Annotated in this window: 14 protein-coding genes and 3 tRNA genes; 8 read left to right on the forward strand and 9 right to left on the reverse strand. The window is 35.4% G+C overall.

The features are described 5' to 3' along the window. Positions 1 to 41: 41 nt before the first annotated feature. Positions 42 to 1067, reverse strand: coding sequence for a tryptophan--tRNA ligase (gene trpS, locus HMPREF9389_RS08540; RefSeq protein WP_002928591.1), 1026 nt, complete (start codon positions 1065 to 1067; stop codon positions 42 to 44). Between the two features lie 290 nt (positions 1068 to 1357). Between trpS and HMPREF9389_RS08535 the strand changes: the two genes are divergently transcribed. Further along, positions 1358 to 2980 (forward strand): ATP-binding cassette domain-containing protein, encoded by a 1623-nt coding sequence (locus tag HMPREF9389_RS08535; RefSeq protein ID WP_002928592.1) that lies wholly within the window; start codon positions 1358 to 1360, stop codon positions 2978 to 2980. A gap of 75 nt (positions 2981 to 3055) precedes the next feature. Next, positions 3056 to 5641: a YfhO family protein gene (locus HMPREF9389_RS08530; protein WP_002928593.1), complete on the forward strand. Its 2586-nt coding sequence runs from the start codon at positions 3056 to 3058 to the stop codon at positions 5639 to 5641. 111 nt (positions 5642 to 5752) lie between these two features. On the opposite strand, the gene HMPREF9389_RS08525 is transcribed toward HMPREF9389_RS08530, so the two are convergent. From HMPREF9389_RS08525 to rlmH, 7 genes are all read right to left on the reverse strand, one after another. Beyond that, positions 5753 to 5826 (reverse strand) — tRNA-Asn (locus HMPREF9389_RS08525). Positions 5827 to 5831: 5 nt separating this feature from the next. After that, positions 5832 to 5903 (reverse strand) — tRNA-Glu (locus HMPREF9389_RS08520). Between the two features lie 45 nt (positions 5904 to 5948). Beyond that, positions 5949 to 6713, reverse strand: coding sequence for a competence system response regulator transcription factor ComE (gene comE / locus HMPREF9389_RS08515; protein ID WP_002928594.1), 765 nt, complete (start codon positions 6711 to 6713; stop codon positions 5949 to 5951). 5 nt (positions 6714 to 6718) lie between these two features. Beyond that, positions 6719 to 8053: a competence system sensor histidine kinase ComD gene (gene comD / locus HMPREF9389_RS08510; protein WP_002928595.1), complete on the reverse strand. Its 1335-nt coding sequence runs from the start codon at positions 8051 to 8053 to the stop codon at positions 6719 to 6721. Between the two features lie 27 nt (positions 8054 to 8080). Next, on the reverse strand, positions 8081 to 8188 hold the full coding sequence (locus HMPREF9389_RS0111235) for a hypothetical protein (protein ID WP_002894290.1): 108 nt from the start codon (positions 8186 to 8188) through the stop codon (positions 8081 to 8083). A gap of 180 nt (positions 8189 to 8368) precedes the next feature. Then, a tRNA-Arg gene (locus HMPREF9389_RS08505) sits at positions 8369 to 8442 on the reverse strand. Positions 8443 to 8484: 42 nt separating this feature from the next. Then, complete coding sequence (gene rlmH, locus HMPREF9389_RS08500; RefSeq protein WP_002928597.1) at positions 8485 to 8964, reverse strand: 23S rRNA (pseudouridine(1915)-N(3))-methyltransferase RlmH; 480 nt, start codon at positions 8962 to 8964, stop codon at positions 8485 to 8487. A gap of 203 nt (positions 8965 to 9167) precedes the next feature. Between rlmH and HMPREF9389_RS08495 the strand changes: the two genes are divergently transcribed. The 5 genes from HMPREF9389_RS08495 (at position 9168) to HMPREF9389_RS08475 (ending at position 14347) form a co-directional block, all read left to right on the forward strand. Then, on the forward strand, positions 9168 to 10340 hold the full coding sequence (locus tag HMPREF9389_RS08495) for a S1C family serine protease (RefSeq protein ID WP_002928599.1): 1173 nt from the start codon (positions 9168 to 9170) through the stop codon (positions 10338 to 10340). 63 nt (positions 10341 to 10403) lie between these two features. After that, positions 10404 to 11165, forward strand: coding sequence for a ParB/RepB/Spo0J family partition protein (locus tag HMPREF9389_RS08490; RefSeq protein ID WP_002928601.1), 762 nt, complete (start codon positions 10404 to 10406; stop codon positions 11163 to 11165). A 213-nt stretch (positions 11166 to 11378) separates the two neighbouring features. Beyond that, positions 11379 to 12731, forward strand: coding sequence for a chromosomal replication initiator protein DnaA (gene dnaA, locus HMPREF9389_RS08485; RefSeq protein ID WP_002928606.1), 1353 nt, complete (start codon positions 11379 to 11381; stop codon positions 12729 to 12731). 158 nt (positions 12732 to 12889) lie between these two features. Next, positions 12890 to 14026 (forward strand): DNA polymerase III subunit beta, encoded by a 1137-nt coding sequence (gene dnaN, locus HMPREF9389_RS08480; RefSeq protein ID WP_002928609.1) that lies wholly within the window; start codon positions 12890 to 12892, stop codon positions 14024 to 14026. A 126-nt stretch (positions 14027 to 14152) separates the two neighbouring features. Then, positions 14153 to 14347, forward strand: coding sequence for a DUF951 domain-containing protein (locus HMPREF9389_RS08475; protein WP_002928611.1), 195 nt, complete (start codon positions 14153 to 14155; stop codon positions 14345 to 14347). A 124-nt stretch (positions 14348 to 14471) separates the two neighbouring features. Here the strand turns inward: HMPREF9389_RS08475 and HMPREF9389_RS08470 are convergent, their stop codons facing one another. Continuing rightward, positions 14472 to 14963: a DUF1307 domain-containing protein gene (locus HMPREF9389_RS08470; protein WP_002928614.1), complete on the reverse strand. Its 492-nt coding sequence runs from the start codon at positions 14961 to 14963 to the stop codon at positions 14472 to 14474. Positions 14964 to 15128: 165 nt separating this feature from the next. Here HMPREF9389_RS08470 and ychF point away from each other — a divergent pair, with 165 nt between their 5' ends. Further along, entirely contained in the window at positions 15129 to 16244 is a 1116-nt protein-coding gene (ychF, locus tag HMPREF9389_RS08465) for a redox-regulated ATPase YchF (protein WP_032906267.1), read from the forward strand. Positions 16245 to 16302: the final 58 nt, after the last annotated feature.

Consider the following 16302-nt stretch of genomic DNA (forward strand, 5'->3'; position numbering starts at 1 on the left):
TAAAAACGATAGTTTTTGTGATCTATAATCAATAATGTTCGTTATTTAAAATAATTAATCCCCATCGCAGACTTCACTTCTGAAAGAGTCTGAGCGGCAGTCTGACGAGCCTTATCGCATCCTTCTTGTAGCATCTGATAGACCTGTCCCATGTCTTTAGCAAACTCCACACGACGCTCACGAATCGGACCTAGCTCTCGCTCTAGAATTTCTAACAGATAGCGTTTGGTTTTGACATCTCCCAGACCACCTCTTTGATAATGCTCTTTCATTGCAGCAATATCCGCAGCATCTTCTGGACGGCCAAAAACATCCAAATAATGAAAGACCATATTTCCCTCAATTTTTCCAGGATCTTCCACTCTGATATGATTAGGATCTGTATACATGCTCATGACTTTCTTTTGCAGAATATCCATATCATCTGCCAAATAAATGCCGTTATTGAGAGACTTAGACATCTTAGCATTGCCATCCAATCCAGGCAAACGTCCAGCTGCTTCGTTTTCAGGATAAATCCCTTCCGGTTCTACCAAAACATCTGTCTGATAAGCGTGGTTAAAGGAACGAACAATCTCCCGAGTCTGCTCAATCATAGGCTTTTGATCATGTCCTACTGGTACAAAATTAGCCTTGAAAGCAGTAATATCAGCTGCCTGAGAAATTGGATAAACTAAAAATCCAGTAGGCAAACTTTCCCCAAATCCTTTTTGAGCAATCTCCGTCTTGACAGTAGGATTACGCTCAAGACGAGCCAATGACACCAAATTCATGTAATACATTGACAACTCTGCCAACTCAGGAATCTGACTTTGAATAAAAATAGTCACCTTTTCAGGATCCAATCCAGCCGCTAGATAATCCAAAGCTACATTCCCAATGGACTCAACAATTGTCTGAGGGTCCTTTGCATGATCTGTCAAAGCTTGCTGATCAGCCAAAAATACAAACATCTCATATTTACCCTGATCCTGCAAAAGCACACGGTTCCGTAAACTTCCTACATAATGACCAATATGCAATTTTCCTGTCGGACGATCTCCTGTTAAAATAATTGGTTTAGTCATTTATTACTCCTCAATTTATAATGAGTTCATTATATCATTTTCAATGAAAATGAGAAAGAAGTTTCTAGAAAAAAGCTAAAATTCCAGTTTTTACAGCTTGATTGATATCCCTTTACAATATTTGTAAACTTAATTGACAAACTATTCTATCTATAAAACCTAAAAATATTAGTTCATTCTATTCTCCTTTTTTCTTTCTGCTTTGATTTTTTCTTTTTATCTCAGAATTATTTGAAAAAAGTTCTGTTTTCTAGTAAAATGAAGAAGATTATATATATAGGAGAAAGACATTGCTTACAGTATCAGATGTATCACTGCGTTTCAGTGACCGAAAATTGTTTGATGAAGTCAACATCAAATTTACAGAAGGAAATACTTATGGATTGATTGGAGCTAACGGCGCTGGAAAATCAACCTTTTTAAAAATTTTAGCTGGCGATATTGAGCCAACAACAGGCCACATTTCTCTAGGACCAAATGAACGTCTTTCAGTCCTTCGCCAGAACCACTTTGACTATGAAGAAGAACGGGTTATTGATGTTGTAATCATGGGAAATGAGCATCTCTACAACATCATGAAAGAAAAAGATGCTATTTATATGAAGCCTGATTTTTCTGATGAAGATGGTGTACGTGCGGCCGAGCTTGAGGGAGAGTTTGCTGAACTAGGTGGCTGGGAAGCTGAAAGTGAAGCCTCTCAATTATTGCAAAATCTCAATATTCCGGAAGATCTTCACTACCAAAATATGAGCGAGCTTTCTAACGGAGACAAGGTCAAAGTACTCTTAGCCAAAGCCCTTTTTGGTAAACCTGATGTCTTACTTCTGGACGAACCAACTAACGGTTTAGATATTCAGTCTATTACTTGGTTGGAAGACTTTCTTATCGATTTTGATAATACAGTTATTGTTGTATCCCACGACCGTCACTTTTTGAATAAAGTCTGCACTCATATGGCCGACCTTGACTTTGGAAAAATCAAACTCTATGTCGGAAACTATGATTTCTGGAAAGAATCAAGCGAACTAGCGGCTAAGCTTCTAGCTGACCGAAATGCCAAAGCAGAAGAAAAAATCAAGCAACTTCAAGAATTTGTTGCTCGCTTTTCTGCCAATGCTTCAAAATCAAAACAAGCAACTTCTCGTAAAAAGATGCTTGACAAGATTGAATTAGAAGAAATTGTTCCATCTAGCCGTAAATACCCATTTATCAGCTTTAAAGCAGAACGTGAAATTGGTAATGATCTCTTGACAGTGGAAAACCTTTCTGTCAAGATAGACGGAGAAACTATTCTTGATAATATTAACTTCATTTTACGTCCTGGCGATAAAACAGCTTTGATTGGCCAAAACGATATCCAAACAACAGCTTTGATTCGTGCCTTGATGGGTGATATTGAGTATGAAGGAACTGTCAAGTGGGGTGTCACAACCAGTCAATCTTACCTGCCAAAAGATAATTCTCGTGACTTTGCTAGTGGTGAATCAATCCTTGACTGGCTGCGTCAATTTGCTAGCAAAGAAGAGGATGACAACACTTTCCTTCGAGGATTCCTTGGGCGCATGCTTTTCTCTGGAGATGAGGTTAACAAGTCTGTCAATGTCTTGTCAGGAGGAGAAAAAGTCCGGGTTATGTTATCTAAGTTGATGTTGCTTAAATCCAACGTTTTAGTCTTGGACGATCCAACCAATCACTTAGATTTGGAATCAATCTCCAGCTTAAATGATGGCTTGAAAAATTTCAAAGGATCCATTATTTTTGCCAGTCATGACCATGAATTTATTCAAACCTTGGCTAACCACATCATTGTTCTGTCTAAAAATGGTGTCATTGACCGTATTGACGAAACCTATGATGAATTCTTGGAAAATCAGGAAGTTCAGGCAAAAGTCAAAGAACTTTGGAAAGATTAATCCCTTGTCAATTTACGTTTACAAAGCTTTACAGAGGCATGAAACAACGTTTCTGCCTCTTTCTATATAAGAAATATGAATCACATTAAAGAATCTTTTAAAAAAAATTGGCCTTATTTTTGTGCCTTCTTTCTTCCATTTTTCATCATGTTCTTTGTCTACTTGATGTACGGAATTTACTGGAATAGCGAAACGTCTCCCTTGCTTGGTGACGGCTTTCATCAGTATGTCATTTTTGACACCAACCTAAGAAATATCCTTCATGGCACAGATAGTATTTTCTATACTTTCTCTAGTGGACTTGGGCAGAATTTCTATGCTTTATCCAGTTATTATTTAGGTAGCTTCTTATCTCCCTTGGTTTATTTCTTTGATTTGAAATCAATGCCAGATGCCGTCTATCTATTTACCTTAATCAAGTTTGGATTAATTGGACTCTCTACCTTTATCAGTATCAAAGGAATATTCAAAAAGATTCCAGCTTTACTCATCATCACTCTTTCAACTTCATTTTCTTTAATGAGTTTTTCGGTCAGTCAATTGGAAATTAAAACCTGGTTGGATGTGTTTATCCTTGCACCTTTGATTGTGCTAGGTTTACATAGATTGATAACTGGAAAAGGCAGAGTACTATACTTTACAACACTGTCAATCCTCTTCATCCAAAATTATTATTTTGGTTATATGATGGCGATCTTTTTGGTCTTTTGGTACCTTCTTCAATTATCTTGGGATTTCAAAAATAGAATTAAAAGTTTACTTGACTTTACAGTCGTATCTGCTTTAGCAGGTCTGACTAGCCTAATCATGATCCTGCCAACTTACCTAGACATAAGCACTCATGGTGAAACATTAACAAAAGTTTCTTCTTTGTTGACAGAAAAAAGTTGGTTCTTAGATGTATTTGCTAAAAATTTTATTGGCAGTTTTGATACAACCAAGTATGGTTCCATCCCTATGATTTATGTTGGCACCTTCCCCTTGATTCTGGCTATCTTATTTTTCACCTTAAAATCTGTTAAGTTTCACGTGAAACTTTGCTACTTTTTACTCATTTCAATTTTCATAGCTAGTTTTTATCTTCAATATTTAGACTTACTTTGGCAGGGAATGCATGCACCGAACATGTTTCTTCACCGTTATTCTTGGCTATTTTCTCTGGTAGTTATCTATATGGCTGCTGAGACTTTAAATCGTTGGAAAGACGTGAAATTAATGAATGTTGCCATTAGTTTCATTTTGCTCAGCCTTGGATTCATTCTTACTTTTATTCAGAGAAAACATTATGACTTTTTAGGTCCTGAGAATTATATTCTAACATTAGAATTTCTGCTGGCTTATCTCTTGATTAGTTTTGTCTTAGCAAAATCTTCTATTCAACCAAAAATCATTCTCCCTGTCTTGCTCTTCTTTGTTACTTTTGAACTGTCACTTAATTCCTATTATCAAGTTGGAGGAATTGCTAAAGAATGGGTATTTGCCACTCGTTCATCTTATGCTAGCCACCTTGACGAGATTGACAAGCTTGTTAATTATTCCAAAAAGGAAAATATTGATTTTTTTAGAACTGAAAGATTGAATCCACAAACAGGAAATGACAGTATGAAATTCAACTACAATGGAATTTCCCAGTTCTCATCTGTTCGAAATACTCAGGCAAGTTCTACTTTAGATAAACTTGGTTTTAAATCAGCAGGAACAAATCTGAATCTCCGTTATCAAAATAACAGTATTTTGATGGATAGTATTTTTGGTGTTCGCTACAATCTATCTGAAACAGATCCTCAAAAATTCAGTTTTCTTCCTGAGAAAACTGAAAAAGAAATGTCTCTCTACCAAAATGATGCTGCACTTGGTTTAGCTTTTCTGACCAATGATGTTTACCAGGATGTCAAGTTTACAAATTTGACTTTAGATAATCAGACAGAATTTTTGAATCAATTGACTGGCTTTGATTTTAAATATTATGATAAAGTAGATGCTATAACTACTAATGAAAATGTCAAGCAAATTGGTAACAGAGTGACTGTGAATGTTGACAGAGAACATAATACAAGCTTTGCTAGTGTAATCTATACTGTCAATGTACCTGCTAACAGTCAACTATATGTTAATGTTGCTGGGATTGATTTTAGTAATGATGATCAGACAGATATTGACATTACTGTCAATAACTTTACAGAACGTTATACAACTAATAATGTTTTTCCTTTCTTTAATGCTGGCTATTTCAGTCAAAGTCAAACAGTATCTATTCACTTTACATTCCCAGACAATTCGACAGTTTCTTTTGATACACCAGAATTTTTTGCCGTTAATACTGAGCAATATCAAAATGTCATTCAAAAATTAAAAGAGCAGCCCGTTTCCACAACTACTGATTTAAACACAGTAAAAACAAACTATAGAGCGGAAAAGGATACTTCATTATTCTTTACCATTCCTTATGATAAGGGATGGTCAGCCACTCTTAACGGGAAGCCTGTCACACTAAAACGAGCTCAAAACGGCTTTATGAAATTAGATGTGAAAAAAGGAGAAGGAAATGTTGTCCTCACTTTTATTCCTAATGGACTGAAAGAAGGTGGCATTGCCTTCATATCTGGCATAATCTTATTTGTTTGCTATAATTTTCTACGTAGGAAACGACAGAGAATATAAATATATCAAAAATCAGATCTTTACCAATATAAAAAATAAGGCTCTTCATTAAAATGCTAGTGAAGGCCTTTTCTTGAACAATAAAAAAACACCCACTAGGAGTGTCTCTAGCTCCGGCAGTAGGACTCGAACCTACGACATCATGATTAACAGTCATGCGCTACTACCAACTGAGCTATGCCGGATAATATAGTCCGTACGGGATTCGAACCCGTGTTACCGCCGTGAAAAGGCGGTGTCTTAACCCCTTGACCAACGGACCATATGGTATGCTCTCTTTCAGAACATATTCCATTATATCAGGTTTTTAAGCTTTGTCAACTCTTTTCCATTTATTTTCGAAAATATCTTTCAGATATTTCACTCTTAAACGAGTGACCGGACAGCGATGATTTTCGTAAAAAATAATTTCTCGATTTTTCTTGTCATAATCAACAATGTTGCCAATATTAACCAGATAAGATTTATGTGGTGAAAAAAATCGTTTGGATTGCTGATCCTTTTCTTGAATATCTGTTATCGTTCCATAAAACTCCTTGAGAAAATTTTTACCGACAATCCGAAGTTTATGAGAGCTCCCTGTCGTTTCGATATACAAAATATCGTTATAAGGCATTCGAACATCATTGCCACGATAACTATATTCAAAATAATCTACCATATTGGTATTTTCAATTAGTGTACTCTTAGTGTAAAGAATACTGTCTTTGATTCTATTTTTAAAAGCATCATTGTTGATATCTTTATCGATAAAATCAAGTGCTGATACTTTATATTTAAAAGTCATAGTAGCAAATTCAGATTTTGAGGTTACAAAAACTATAATGGCATAAGGATTATGATGACGGATAAATTGAGCTACTTCCAGCCCTTTTGTTTCCTCCCCCTTAATGTCAATATCCAAAAAATAAAGCTGGTTAACGTCTCCATTTTCAATATATTTTTTGAATTCTTTGATTTTTCCTGTAACCTGAACCTGGATGTCAATTCCAAGTTCCTCAGCAATTTCTGCTAATGTCGTTTCCATCCTGACTTGATGAGATACGGTATCCTCTAAAACTAACACTTTCATAAATTCTATCTCCTAATTGTTAAAATCTGTGTAAAATTGCTTGGCTCAATTTGTGTATCAAGGGTGATAAATTCATACCTATCTAAAATTTCCTTGATGTTATTCAATCCGTAGCCTCTATTTTCTCCTTTAGTTGAAAATTCGGGCTGATAGAGTTCTTCCAAATCCAATCTTCCTTCTTTACGAGAATTTTGAACAACAAAAATGGTTCTATCATCCAGTTGAACCAAAGAAACATGGACAATTTTTTCTAGGCTGTCAATAGCACTCTCAATAGCGTTATTTAATAAAATACTAGCAATTCTGACCAGATCTAACAACTTGATTGGAAGACGTTCCACTTTATCCTTAACTTCAAAAGTCAGCTGAATCTGATGTTCACGCGCTTGAAAGATTGTCTCAGTCATGACACTTCTTAAAGCTGAATCTCCTACATTATTCAAATCAAAAACTGTATATTTATCTGAACGCAGTTTCAAATTTGCATCAACCAAGACCTCTTGATAAATGTGCTCAATTTCCTTGATATCTCCAGTTTGAATAGCTACTTGCATACTTGTCAGCATGCTAGCATAATCATGACGAAATCCTTTGATTTCATAGTATAATCTCACAATTTCATCAGTATATTCTTGAAGTCGAAGCTGTTCAGATTCTTTTTGACGCAAACGCTCTTCTTTCTCGTATTTCTCACGGCTGTCCTTGAATGTCACCAAAGTAGAAAGAAAGGCCAAGAAACAAATAGTAGCAATCATACTGCTAAAACTGTTGAAATGCTTTATATTACTAATCCAGTGAGAGAGATTTAAAATCAGCCAATTCATCGCATATAAACTACTAATCATCAGAATCTGAGATTTAAAGAAACTTCTTTTAAGATAATCTATTCTGAAATCAAAAATATCAATAACCTTTACCATAAAGAACAAGGATATTAAGTTGATACATGTCAGAAACAGGCCCATGTACTGAGCTACAAAATCATCTCCTAAAACAGATGAAATAATAACTGAAAAGAAAGTAGTAGAGCTATCAATTGACAAACATAAAAAGAAGGAAAGTAAGAAAGATTGATATTTTTTAATTTTTTCAACTCTACAAAAATACCAAACTATAAATAGAGGGAGAAAAAATGACAGTGTATATGATGGAATTGTGCTAGAAAATGAAAATATGTGTCCTAAAAAAGCAATTATAAACGGAATTATAATCTCAAGACCAAAGCAAACAGCTACAAAAAAGCGAGTATGCTTAATTTTAGTAATTTTTGATAAAATTACTAAAAATGCAGCTACATTAATAAAAGGATGAACAATTAATCCGATTATTTCAAGTGACATAAATTTCCCCCCTAAACTTTAAAATTCTTATCTTCCAAAAATCCAACCCCATGGATTTGGAACACCTCTTAAATCCCAAAAGGTTTGAACAAGTGAATTGCTATTTGCAGCAATTTGAAAAGAATAGATTTTCATAACTATCTCCTATCTTTTTGTATTGTAAGTCACCTTACATTTATCATTATAGAAAAATAGAAAGAGTTAGTGACAATTTTCCCTGAAATGTCATTTTTTATCCCCAAAATGACATTATACCAAAAAAATAGAAGAAAAAAACACGAAATATTGTAAAATACTTCGCATTTTTTACCTTTCTGATCTCAGCAGGATTCGAACCTGCGACCGTTCGCTTAGAAGGCGAATGCTCTATCCAGCTGAGCTATGAGACCAATACCATCTCATTCTATCAGAAAATAGGGTTGCCGTCAAGATTACTTATGATAAGGACTCCCTTGCTGAATCATAAAAGCTCGATAGATCTGCTCTATTAAAACAAGGCGCATCAGTTGATGAGGTAAGGTTAATTTGCCAAAACTCATAAGAAGATTTGCCCGCTTTTTTACTGCAGGAGATAAACCTAAACTTCCTCCGATAACAAAAGTGATATCAGAAAATCCACGCACTGTAGTATCCATCATGAGCTGACTAAACTTTTCTGACGGAAATTGCTTTCCTTCAATTGCCAAAGCAATAACAAATTCACGCTCATTGATTTTAGCCAGAATTTTATTTCCTTCTTTTTCAAGAATCTGCTGATTTTCTAAATCACTAGCTTTATCAGGTGTTTTTTCATCCGCTAGCTCAATCATTTCCACCTTGCAGAATCGATTGAGACGCTTCATGTATTCAGCAATTCCATCCTTTAAATATTTTTCTTTCAGTTTTCCAACTGTTACAAGTTTTATTTTCATAAGTTTATTCTATCATATTCATCTATACTTCACACTTTATTAACAAGTAAAATTTATCTGGGAATCAGCTAATCTGTGTATTTTCTAATGCCTATCAACAGTTTTTCTAAGTTTTCCACAAGGTGTGGAAAACTTAGAGGATTTAAGTTATAATTAAGTTTGTCTGAATATAATTTCATCAATTGTAATTCAAGGAGGAAAACATGAAAAATTCTTCAAATGCCATCAAAAGGGCTTTATTTCTTTTTGCAGTGTTAATTGTAGGTTTTATCGGCGGAAGTTTAGGAAATTATGTTACTACATTATTAACTTCACGTGTAAAAATGAATGGAAATTCAACAACTAGTGTAACTACTTCATATAAAAACTCTACAGACATTTCAGAAGCTGTGAAAAAGGTTCAAAATGCGGTTGTTTCAGTAATTACTTATGCTGAATCTTCTAGCAGCGTTATCAATGATGAATCTTCCAACGATGAATCACAAATCTCCAGTGAAGGTTCTGGCGTAATTTATAAAAAAGATGGAAAATCAGCCTATCTGGTAACCAACACCCACGTTCTGAACGGATCAACCAATGTAGATATCTTGCTAGCTGATGGAAACAAGGTTCCAGGTGAAGTAGTCGGATCAGATGTTTATTCAGATATCTCTGTCGTTAAAATTAGCTCTGAAAAAGTAACTGATGTCGCTGAATTTGGAGATTCTGGTTCTCTGACAGTTGGTGAAACAGCAATCGCCATCGGAAGCCCTCTTGGAACAGAATACGCTAACTCTGTAACACAAGGAATTATTTCTAGTTTAGGCAGAAACGTTACGTTACAATCTGAAAATGGTGAAAATATTTCAACAACTGCACTGCAAACAGATGCTGCAATTAATCCTGGTAACTCTGGCGGCCCATTGATTAACATCCAAGGACAAGTTATTGGGATTACTTCAAGTAAAATTTCAACAAATGGCCAAACCTCTGTTGAAGGGATGGGATTTGCGATTCCATCTAATGATGTCGTAAATATTATCAATCAACTTGAGAAAAATGGAACAGTCACACGTCCTGCTTTAGGAATTCAAATGATGGATTTATCTAATTTGACAACTTCTGATTTTTCTAAATTAAATCTTCCTGCTTCAGTGAAATCAGGTATTCTTGTTCGCTCTGTTCAACAAGGAATGCCTGCTGATGGCAAGCTTCAAAAAAATGATATCATTACAAAAGTAGATAATACAGATGTGGAATCGACTAGTGACCTTCAGTCTGCTCTCTACAAGCATAGTATTGGAGATGAAGTAGAGATTACTTATTATCGAGATGGTAAATCTCAAACAGTCAAAATCAAACTCACTAAATCAACAAAAGAGCTAAGCTCAAATTAACCTATTTACAAGATTGTCAACACACCTTTACACAATCGTAAAGGTGTGTTATTCTATATACAAATGGAAAACTTTCAATATATTGCACTTAAAGATATTCGAACCAATCCTTATCAGCCTCGTAAAGAGTTCTCGCAAAAAAAGATTGAAGAATTAGCAGCATCAATCAAAGAAAATGGTCTCATTCAGCCAATCATTCTTCGGAAATCTTCACTTTTTGGTTATGAAATTTTAGCAGGAGAACGGAGATTTAGAGCTGCCTCTTTTCTTGGCCTAGAAACAATCCCAGCTGTCGTCAAAGAATTATCTGATGATGAAATGTTGAAACAGGCCATTATCGAAAATCTTCAAAGAGAAGACTTGAATCCTATAGAAGAGGCGGAGTCTTATCAAAATTTGATTGACAAAGGCTTGACACATGATGAAATTGCTAAAATTATGGGAAAATCTAGACCCTATATCAGCAATATTGTCAGACTTTTACAGCTGTCTAAAGAAGTTCGCCAAGCTATCAAGGAAGAAGAGATTTCTCAAGGACATGCTCGCCTGCTGGTTCCCTTAAAAGAAGAGGAACAATTACTATGGTTGGAAAAGATCTGTCGAGAAGATTTATCAGTTCGAGCAGTTGAAAAGCTTCTCCAGCAAAAAAAGAGTCTCAAAAAGAAACCTAATAAAGAACTGTTTGCTAAATCTGAAGAGGAAAAAATTAAAAAAATTCTCGGTCTGGAAGTTTCTATTCAGTTAAAAAGCCAGAGTAAAGGAAAGCTGATTATTCCTTTTGAAAGCGAAGAAGAATATCAAAGAATTATAAACAGTTTTAAATAAAACTGTTATTTTCTTTTTTAAAAATAACAAGATTATCCACTGTTAAATCAATTAGGAAGCCTATTAGAATAAGAAATTTTAGCTTTATTCACATTCTGTGGATAACTTCAGCTAACAATGTGAATTCTTTTCCAGTTCTTGTGGAAAACTTTGAACCTTTATGATAAAATAAGATGCGTATGAATCAGAAAATTATAGAAAAGGAGGGAAGTTATGACCAAAGAACAGGACTTTTGGAATCGTATTTTAGAATTGGCTCATGCTCAGCTAAAACAGACAACTTATGATTTCTTTGTTGCTGAAGCCAAGCTTGTCAAAGTTGAAGAAAAACAAGCTATTATTTTCCTGGATAGTCCAGTAAAACAACTATTTTGGGAGCAAAACTTAGTAGGAGTTATTCTTACTGCAGGATTTGAGATTTTTAATGATCAGATTGCTGGAAAGTATATTTTTGAAGAAGAAACTAACATTGATACACCGAAATCTGCAGTAACCAGTCCTCAAATCAGCACTGTTCAGCCAAGCTTGCCACCTATTGATACTGGCTTAAAGTCAAAATATACCTTTGACAATTTTGTTCAGGGAGACGGAAATATCTGGGCTAAAGCTGCTGCCTTAGCGGTATCTGAGAATCTAGCCACAACCTATAATCCTCTTTTTATCTATGGAGGACCTGGCTTGGGCAAAACCCATTTATTAAATGCTATTGGCAATCAGATTTTAGAAAATATTCCAGATGCGCGTGTCAAGTATATACCAGCTGAAACCTTTATTAATGACTTCCTCGAACATTTAAGATTGGGAGAGATGGATAGCTTTAAAAAAATCTATCGTAGTCTAGATCTTCTGCTGATTGATGACATTCAATCTTTGGGAGGAAAAAAAGTTTCAACTCAGGAAGAATTTTTCAACACTTTCAATGCTCTTCATGGTGAAAATAAACAGATTGTTTTAACCAGCGACCGCAGTCCTGATCATCTGGACAATTTGGAAGAACGCTTGGTAACACGTTTCAAATGGGGATTAACTCAGAATATTACACCGCCAGATTTTGAAACACGGATTGCCATTCTGCGAAACAAAATTGAAGATTTGGATTATATTTTCCCGAATGATACCTTAGAATATCTTGCAGGACAGTTCGATTCCAATGTCCGCGACTTGGAAGGTGCTTTGAATGACATCAGTCTCATCGCTAGAGTTCGTCATCTGAAGGAAATCACTATTGATATCGCTGCAGAAGCTATTCGAGCACGCAAGCAGGATTCAAGCCAGGTAACAGTTATCCCGATTGATAAGATTCAGTCTGAAGTTGGGAAATTCTATGGTGTTAGTGTCAAAGAGATGAAAGGCAGCCGTCGAGTACAAAATATCGTTTTAGCTAGACAGGTAGCTATGTATCTGACTCGTGAGCTGACTGATAACAGTCTGCCTAAAATTGGCCGTGAGTTTGGCGGCAAAGATCATACGACTGTTATCCATGCACATGGAAAAATCAAAACCATGATTGAATCAGACGACAATTTGCGTTTAGAAATTGAAAGCATCAAGAATAAAATAAAATAGCGTGTGGAAAACTACAGATTTTTTTCAAAACTTATCCACACTTTGTGAACAAGTCTCAAAACTTGTTAGAATAAGGACCAAGCTATTTTTCCACAGAATTCACATAAACTACTATTACTATTAATCTTATAATCATAAATAAATAAAAAGGAGATCCTATGATTCATTTTTCTATTAATAAAAATCTCTTCTTACAAGCGTTAAATACTACTAAAAGGGCTATCAGCCATAAAAATGCAATTCCTATTCTTTCTACTGTGAAAATTGATGTTACCAAAGAAGGAATCACTTTAATTGGTTCGAATGGCCAAGTGTCGATTGAAAACTTTATTTCTACTCAAAATGAAAATGCAGGCTTGCTTGTCAACTCAACAGGTTCAATTTTATTAGAAGCGACTTTCTTTATTAATGTTGTTTCTAGCCTGCCAGATATTATTTTGGATTTTAAAGAAATTGAACAAAAACAAATCGTTTTGACTAGCGGCAAATCAGAGATTACCCTGAAAGGAAAAGACGCTGACCAGTATCCACGAATCCAAGAAATTTCTGCCAGCAATCCCTTGGTTCTTGAAACAAAAATTCTCAAAGATGTCATTAACGAAACAGCTTTTGCAGCAAGCGTTCAGGAAAGCCGTCCAATTTTAACTGGTGTTCATTTTGTTTTGACAGATAACTGTTCTTTGAAAACAGTTGCAACAGACTCCCACAGAATGAGTCAAAAGAAAATTACTCTGGAGAAAAACGGAGATAATTTCGACGTAGTTATTCCAAGTCGCTCTTTACGGGAATTTACGGCTGTTTTTACCGATGAAATTGAAACGGTAGAGGTTTTCTTTGCTAACAATCAAATTCTTTTCAGAAGCGAAAATATCAGCTTCTACACCCGCCTATTAGAAGGGAATTATCCAGATACAGATCGTTTGATTCCGACTGAATTTACAAGTGTCCTTACTTTTAATACATCTGATTTGCGTGCAGCTATGGAACGCGCTCGTCTCTTGTCTAATGCCACACAGAATGGAACAGTTAAACTGGAGATTGCAGGCGGTATTGTCAGTGCCCATGTAAATTCACCAGAGGTCGGCCGTGTTAACGAAGAAATTGATACAGAAAGTGTAACTGGCGAAGATTTGACCATTAGCTTTAATCCAACTTATTTGATTGATGCTTTGAAGGCCATTGACAGTGAAAAAGTAACAATTAGCTTTATTTCATCCGTTCGCCCGTTCACCTTGGTACCGAGTGAAGACACAGAAAACTTTATTCAGCTGATTACACCTGTCAGAACTAATTAAGATGAAAAGCGGTGGGCCAAGTTACAGATTTTTAAATCTTGGTCCTAAGCTCTTTTTATTTACAAAGTATGATAGATGCTTAATATTTCTTCCTTGACTATGATAGTTCCTTGAAAGGAGAAAAAAATGTATGAAATTGGTTATTTTGTAGAAATGAAAAAGCCCCATGCCTGCACCATAAAAGCGACTGGTAAAAAGGCGAATCGCTGGGAAATCACCAGGGTTGGTGCAGATATCAAAATCCGTTGCACCAATTGTGAACATCTTGTGATGATGAGTCGTCACGATTTTGAAAGAAAAATGAAGAAAATAATTGATTAGACGAAAACTCATTGTAAATGCTATTGTGGAAAACTGATTTGCATTGCTGAGGATCAGATTTAGATTTTTTCTTATTTTTCAATCAAAAATGGATAGGACTTTCTAGGTCCTATCCATTTTACTTTTATTTAAGATTTTCAAATTTACCGTCTTTAACTTCTTTATAGCCTGCTTTTTCGAGTAATTTAGCAGTTTCTTTGTAACTGATATAATCTGCTTTTTGATTACCAGATGTTTGAAGAAGCTGTTTACTTTGTAGTTCTTCAATATCAGCTTTGCTAAAATCGATTGTCAGTTTTTCAGTTAAATAATCATCTTTGTACTCAATTTTATGAGTTAATCCTTTGATACCTTCAATAGATTTAGCATAGGCTTCTGTTTGCTCTTTAGCAGTGTCTTTTGTCAAGCCAACTGGTTTATAGTAGAATGTATTGTTTGTTTCGTTTTTAAGCATCTCATCACCTTTGTATTCAACAGTGATGCGACTATCTTGTTTAGTATTTTGGTCAATCAACTGGAAATAAGCTTTTTTAGGACTGCTGCAGGCAGCTAAAACAAACAAAGCGGAAACCGCAAGGAAAGAAAGAAAAAGTGTTTTGAAAGTATTCTTTTTCATTAGGGACTCCTTTAATAAGAATATTAGCTATATTATACCATTTTTTTCTTCAATTTATTTTACATTTCTGTAAAGAAAGCTAGAAAAATAACTCAAATCCGCTGTTTAGGATAAAGATTTATGGTATAATGGTTTGGATTGAAAAGATGAATGGAGAAGATAAGAATGGCTTTGACAGCAGGAATCGTTGGTTTACCCAATGTTGGTAAGTCAACTTTATTTAATGCAATTACAAAGGCAGGTGCAGAAGCAGCTAATTACCCTTTTGCGACAATTGATCCAAATGTCGGTCGGGTAGAAGTTCCGGATGCACGTTTGGATAAATTAACAGAACTCATCAAACCACAAAAGAAAGTTCCAACAACCTTCGAATTTACTGACATTGCTGGAATTGTGAAAGGTGCTTCAAAAGGAGAAGGGCTAGGGAATAAATTTTTGGCCAATATCCGTGAAGTAGATGCGATCGTCCATGTAGTACGTGCCTTTGATGATGAAAATGTCATGCGGGAACAGGGCCGCGAGTCTGAATTTGTAGATCCAATGGCAGATATTGAGACCATTAATCTAGAATTGATTTTAGCAGACTTAGAAAGTATTAACAAACGTTATGCGCGTGTAGAGAAGATGGCTCGTACCCAAAAAGATAAGGATTCAGTGGCAGAATTTAATGTTTTACAGAAAATTAAGCCTGTCCTGGAAGATGGTCTGTCAGCTCGTACAATTGAATTCACAGAAGAAGAGCAAAAAATTGTCAAAGGGCTCTTTCTCTTAACGACTAAGCCAGTTCTCTATGTGGCCAATGTCAGTGAAGATGAGGTGGCTGATCCAGATAATATTGACTATGTGAAGCAGATTCGTAAATTTGCAGCTACAGAAAATGCTGAGGTTGTTGTCATTTCAGCGCGTGCAGAGGAAGAAATTTCTGAATTGGACGATGAAGATAAGTCAGAATTTCTGGAAGCTATCGGCTTGACAGAATCAGGTGTGGATAAACTGACCAGAACAGCTTATCATCTGTTGGGACTTGGAACCTACTTTACAGCTGGTGAAAAGGAAGTGCGTGCTTGGACCTTTAAGCGTGGAATGAAAGCTCCGCAAGCAGCTGGCATTATTCACTCAGACTTTGAAAAAGGTTTTATTCGAGCAGTCACTATGTCTTATGATGACCTAGTGCACTATGGCAGCGAAAAAGCAGTTAAAGAGGCTGGACGTTTGCGCGAAGAAGGAAAAGAATATATCGTTCAAGATGGCGATATTATGGAATTTAGATTTAATGTGTAAAGTATTTGTAAAGTCTAAAAATTCTAGGTTGGAACTTTTTTTCCAGCCCTTTTGGCTT

It is taken from the genome of Streptococcus sanguinis SK355, from assembly GCF_000212855.1.
Taxonomy (GTDB): domain Bacteria; phylum Bacillota; class Bacilli; order Lactobacillales; family Streptococcaceae; genus Streptococcus; species Streptococcus sanguinis_A.

Coding starts and splice junctions, on each gene's coding strand:
- trpS (WP_002928591.1), bottom strand. CDS start 1,067: ATGACTAAACCAATTATTTTAACAGGAGATCGTCCGACAGGAAAATTG.
- HMPREF9389_RS08530 (WP_002928593.1), top strand. CDS start 3,056: ATGAATCACATTAAAGAATCTTTTAAAAAAAATTGGCCTTATTTTTGT.
- comE (WP_002928594.1), bottom strand. CDS start 6,713: ATGAAAGTGTTAGTTTTAGAGGATACCGTATCTCATCAAGTCAGGATG.
- comD (WP_002928595.1), bottom strand. CDS start 8,053: ATGTCACTTGAAATAATCGGATTAATTGTTCATCCTTTTATTAATGTA.
- HMPREF9389_RS0111235 (WP_002894290.1), bottom strand. CDS start 8,188: ATGAAAATCTATTCTTTTCAAATTGCTGCAAATAGCAATTCACTTGTT.
- rlmH (WP_002928597.1), bottom strand. CDS start 8,964: ATGAAAATAAAACTTGTAACAGTTGGAAAACTGAAAGAAAAATATTTA.
- HMPREF9389_RS08495 (WP_002928599.1), top strand. CDS start 9,168: ATGAAAAATTCTTCAAATGCCATCAAAAGGGCTTTATTTCTTTTTGCA.
- HMPREF9389_RS08490 (WP_002928601.1), top strand. CDS start 10,404: ATGGAAAACTTTCAATATATTGCACTTAAAGATATTCGAACCAATCCT.
- dnaA (WP_002928606.1), top strand. CDS start 11,379: ATGACCAAAGAACAGGACTTTTGGAATCGTATTTTAGAATTGGCTCAT.
- dnaN (WP_002928609.1), top strand. CDS start 12,890: ATGATTCATTTTTCTATTAATAAAAATCTCTTCTTACAAGCGTTAAAT.
- HMPREF9389_RS08475 (WP_002928611.1), top strand. CDS start 14,153: ATGTATGAAATTGGTTATTTTGTAGAAATGAAAAAGCCCCATGCCTGC.
- HMPREF9389_RS08470 (WP_002928614.1), bottom strand. CDS start 14,963: ATGAAAAAGAATACTTTCAAAACACTTTTTCTTTCTTTCCTTGCGGTT.
- ychF (WP_032906267.1), top strand. CDS start 15,129: ATGGCTTTGACAGCAGGAATCGTTGGTTTACCCAATGTTGGTAAGTCA.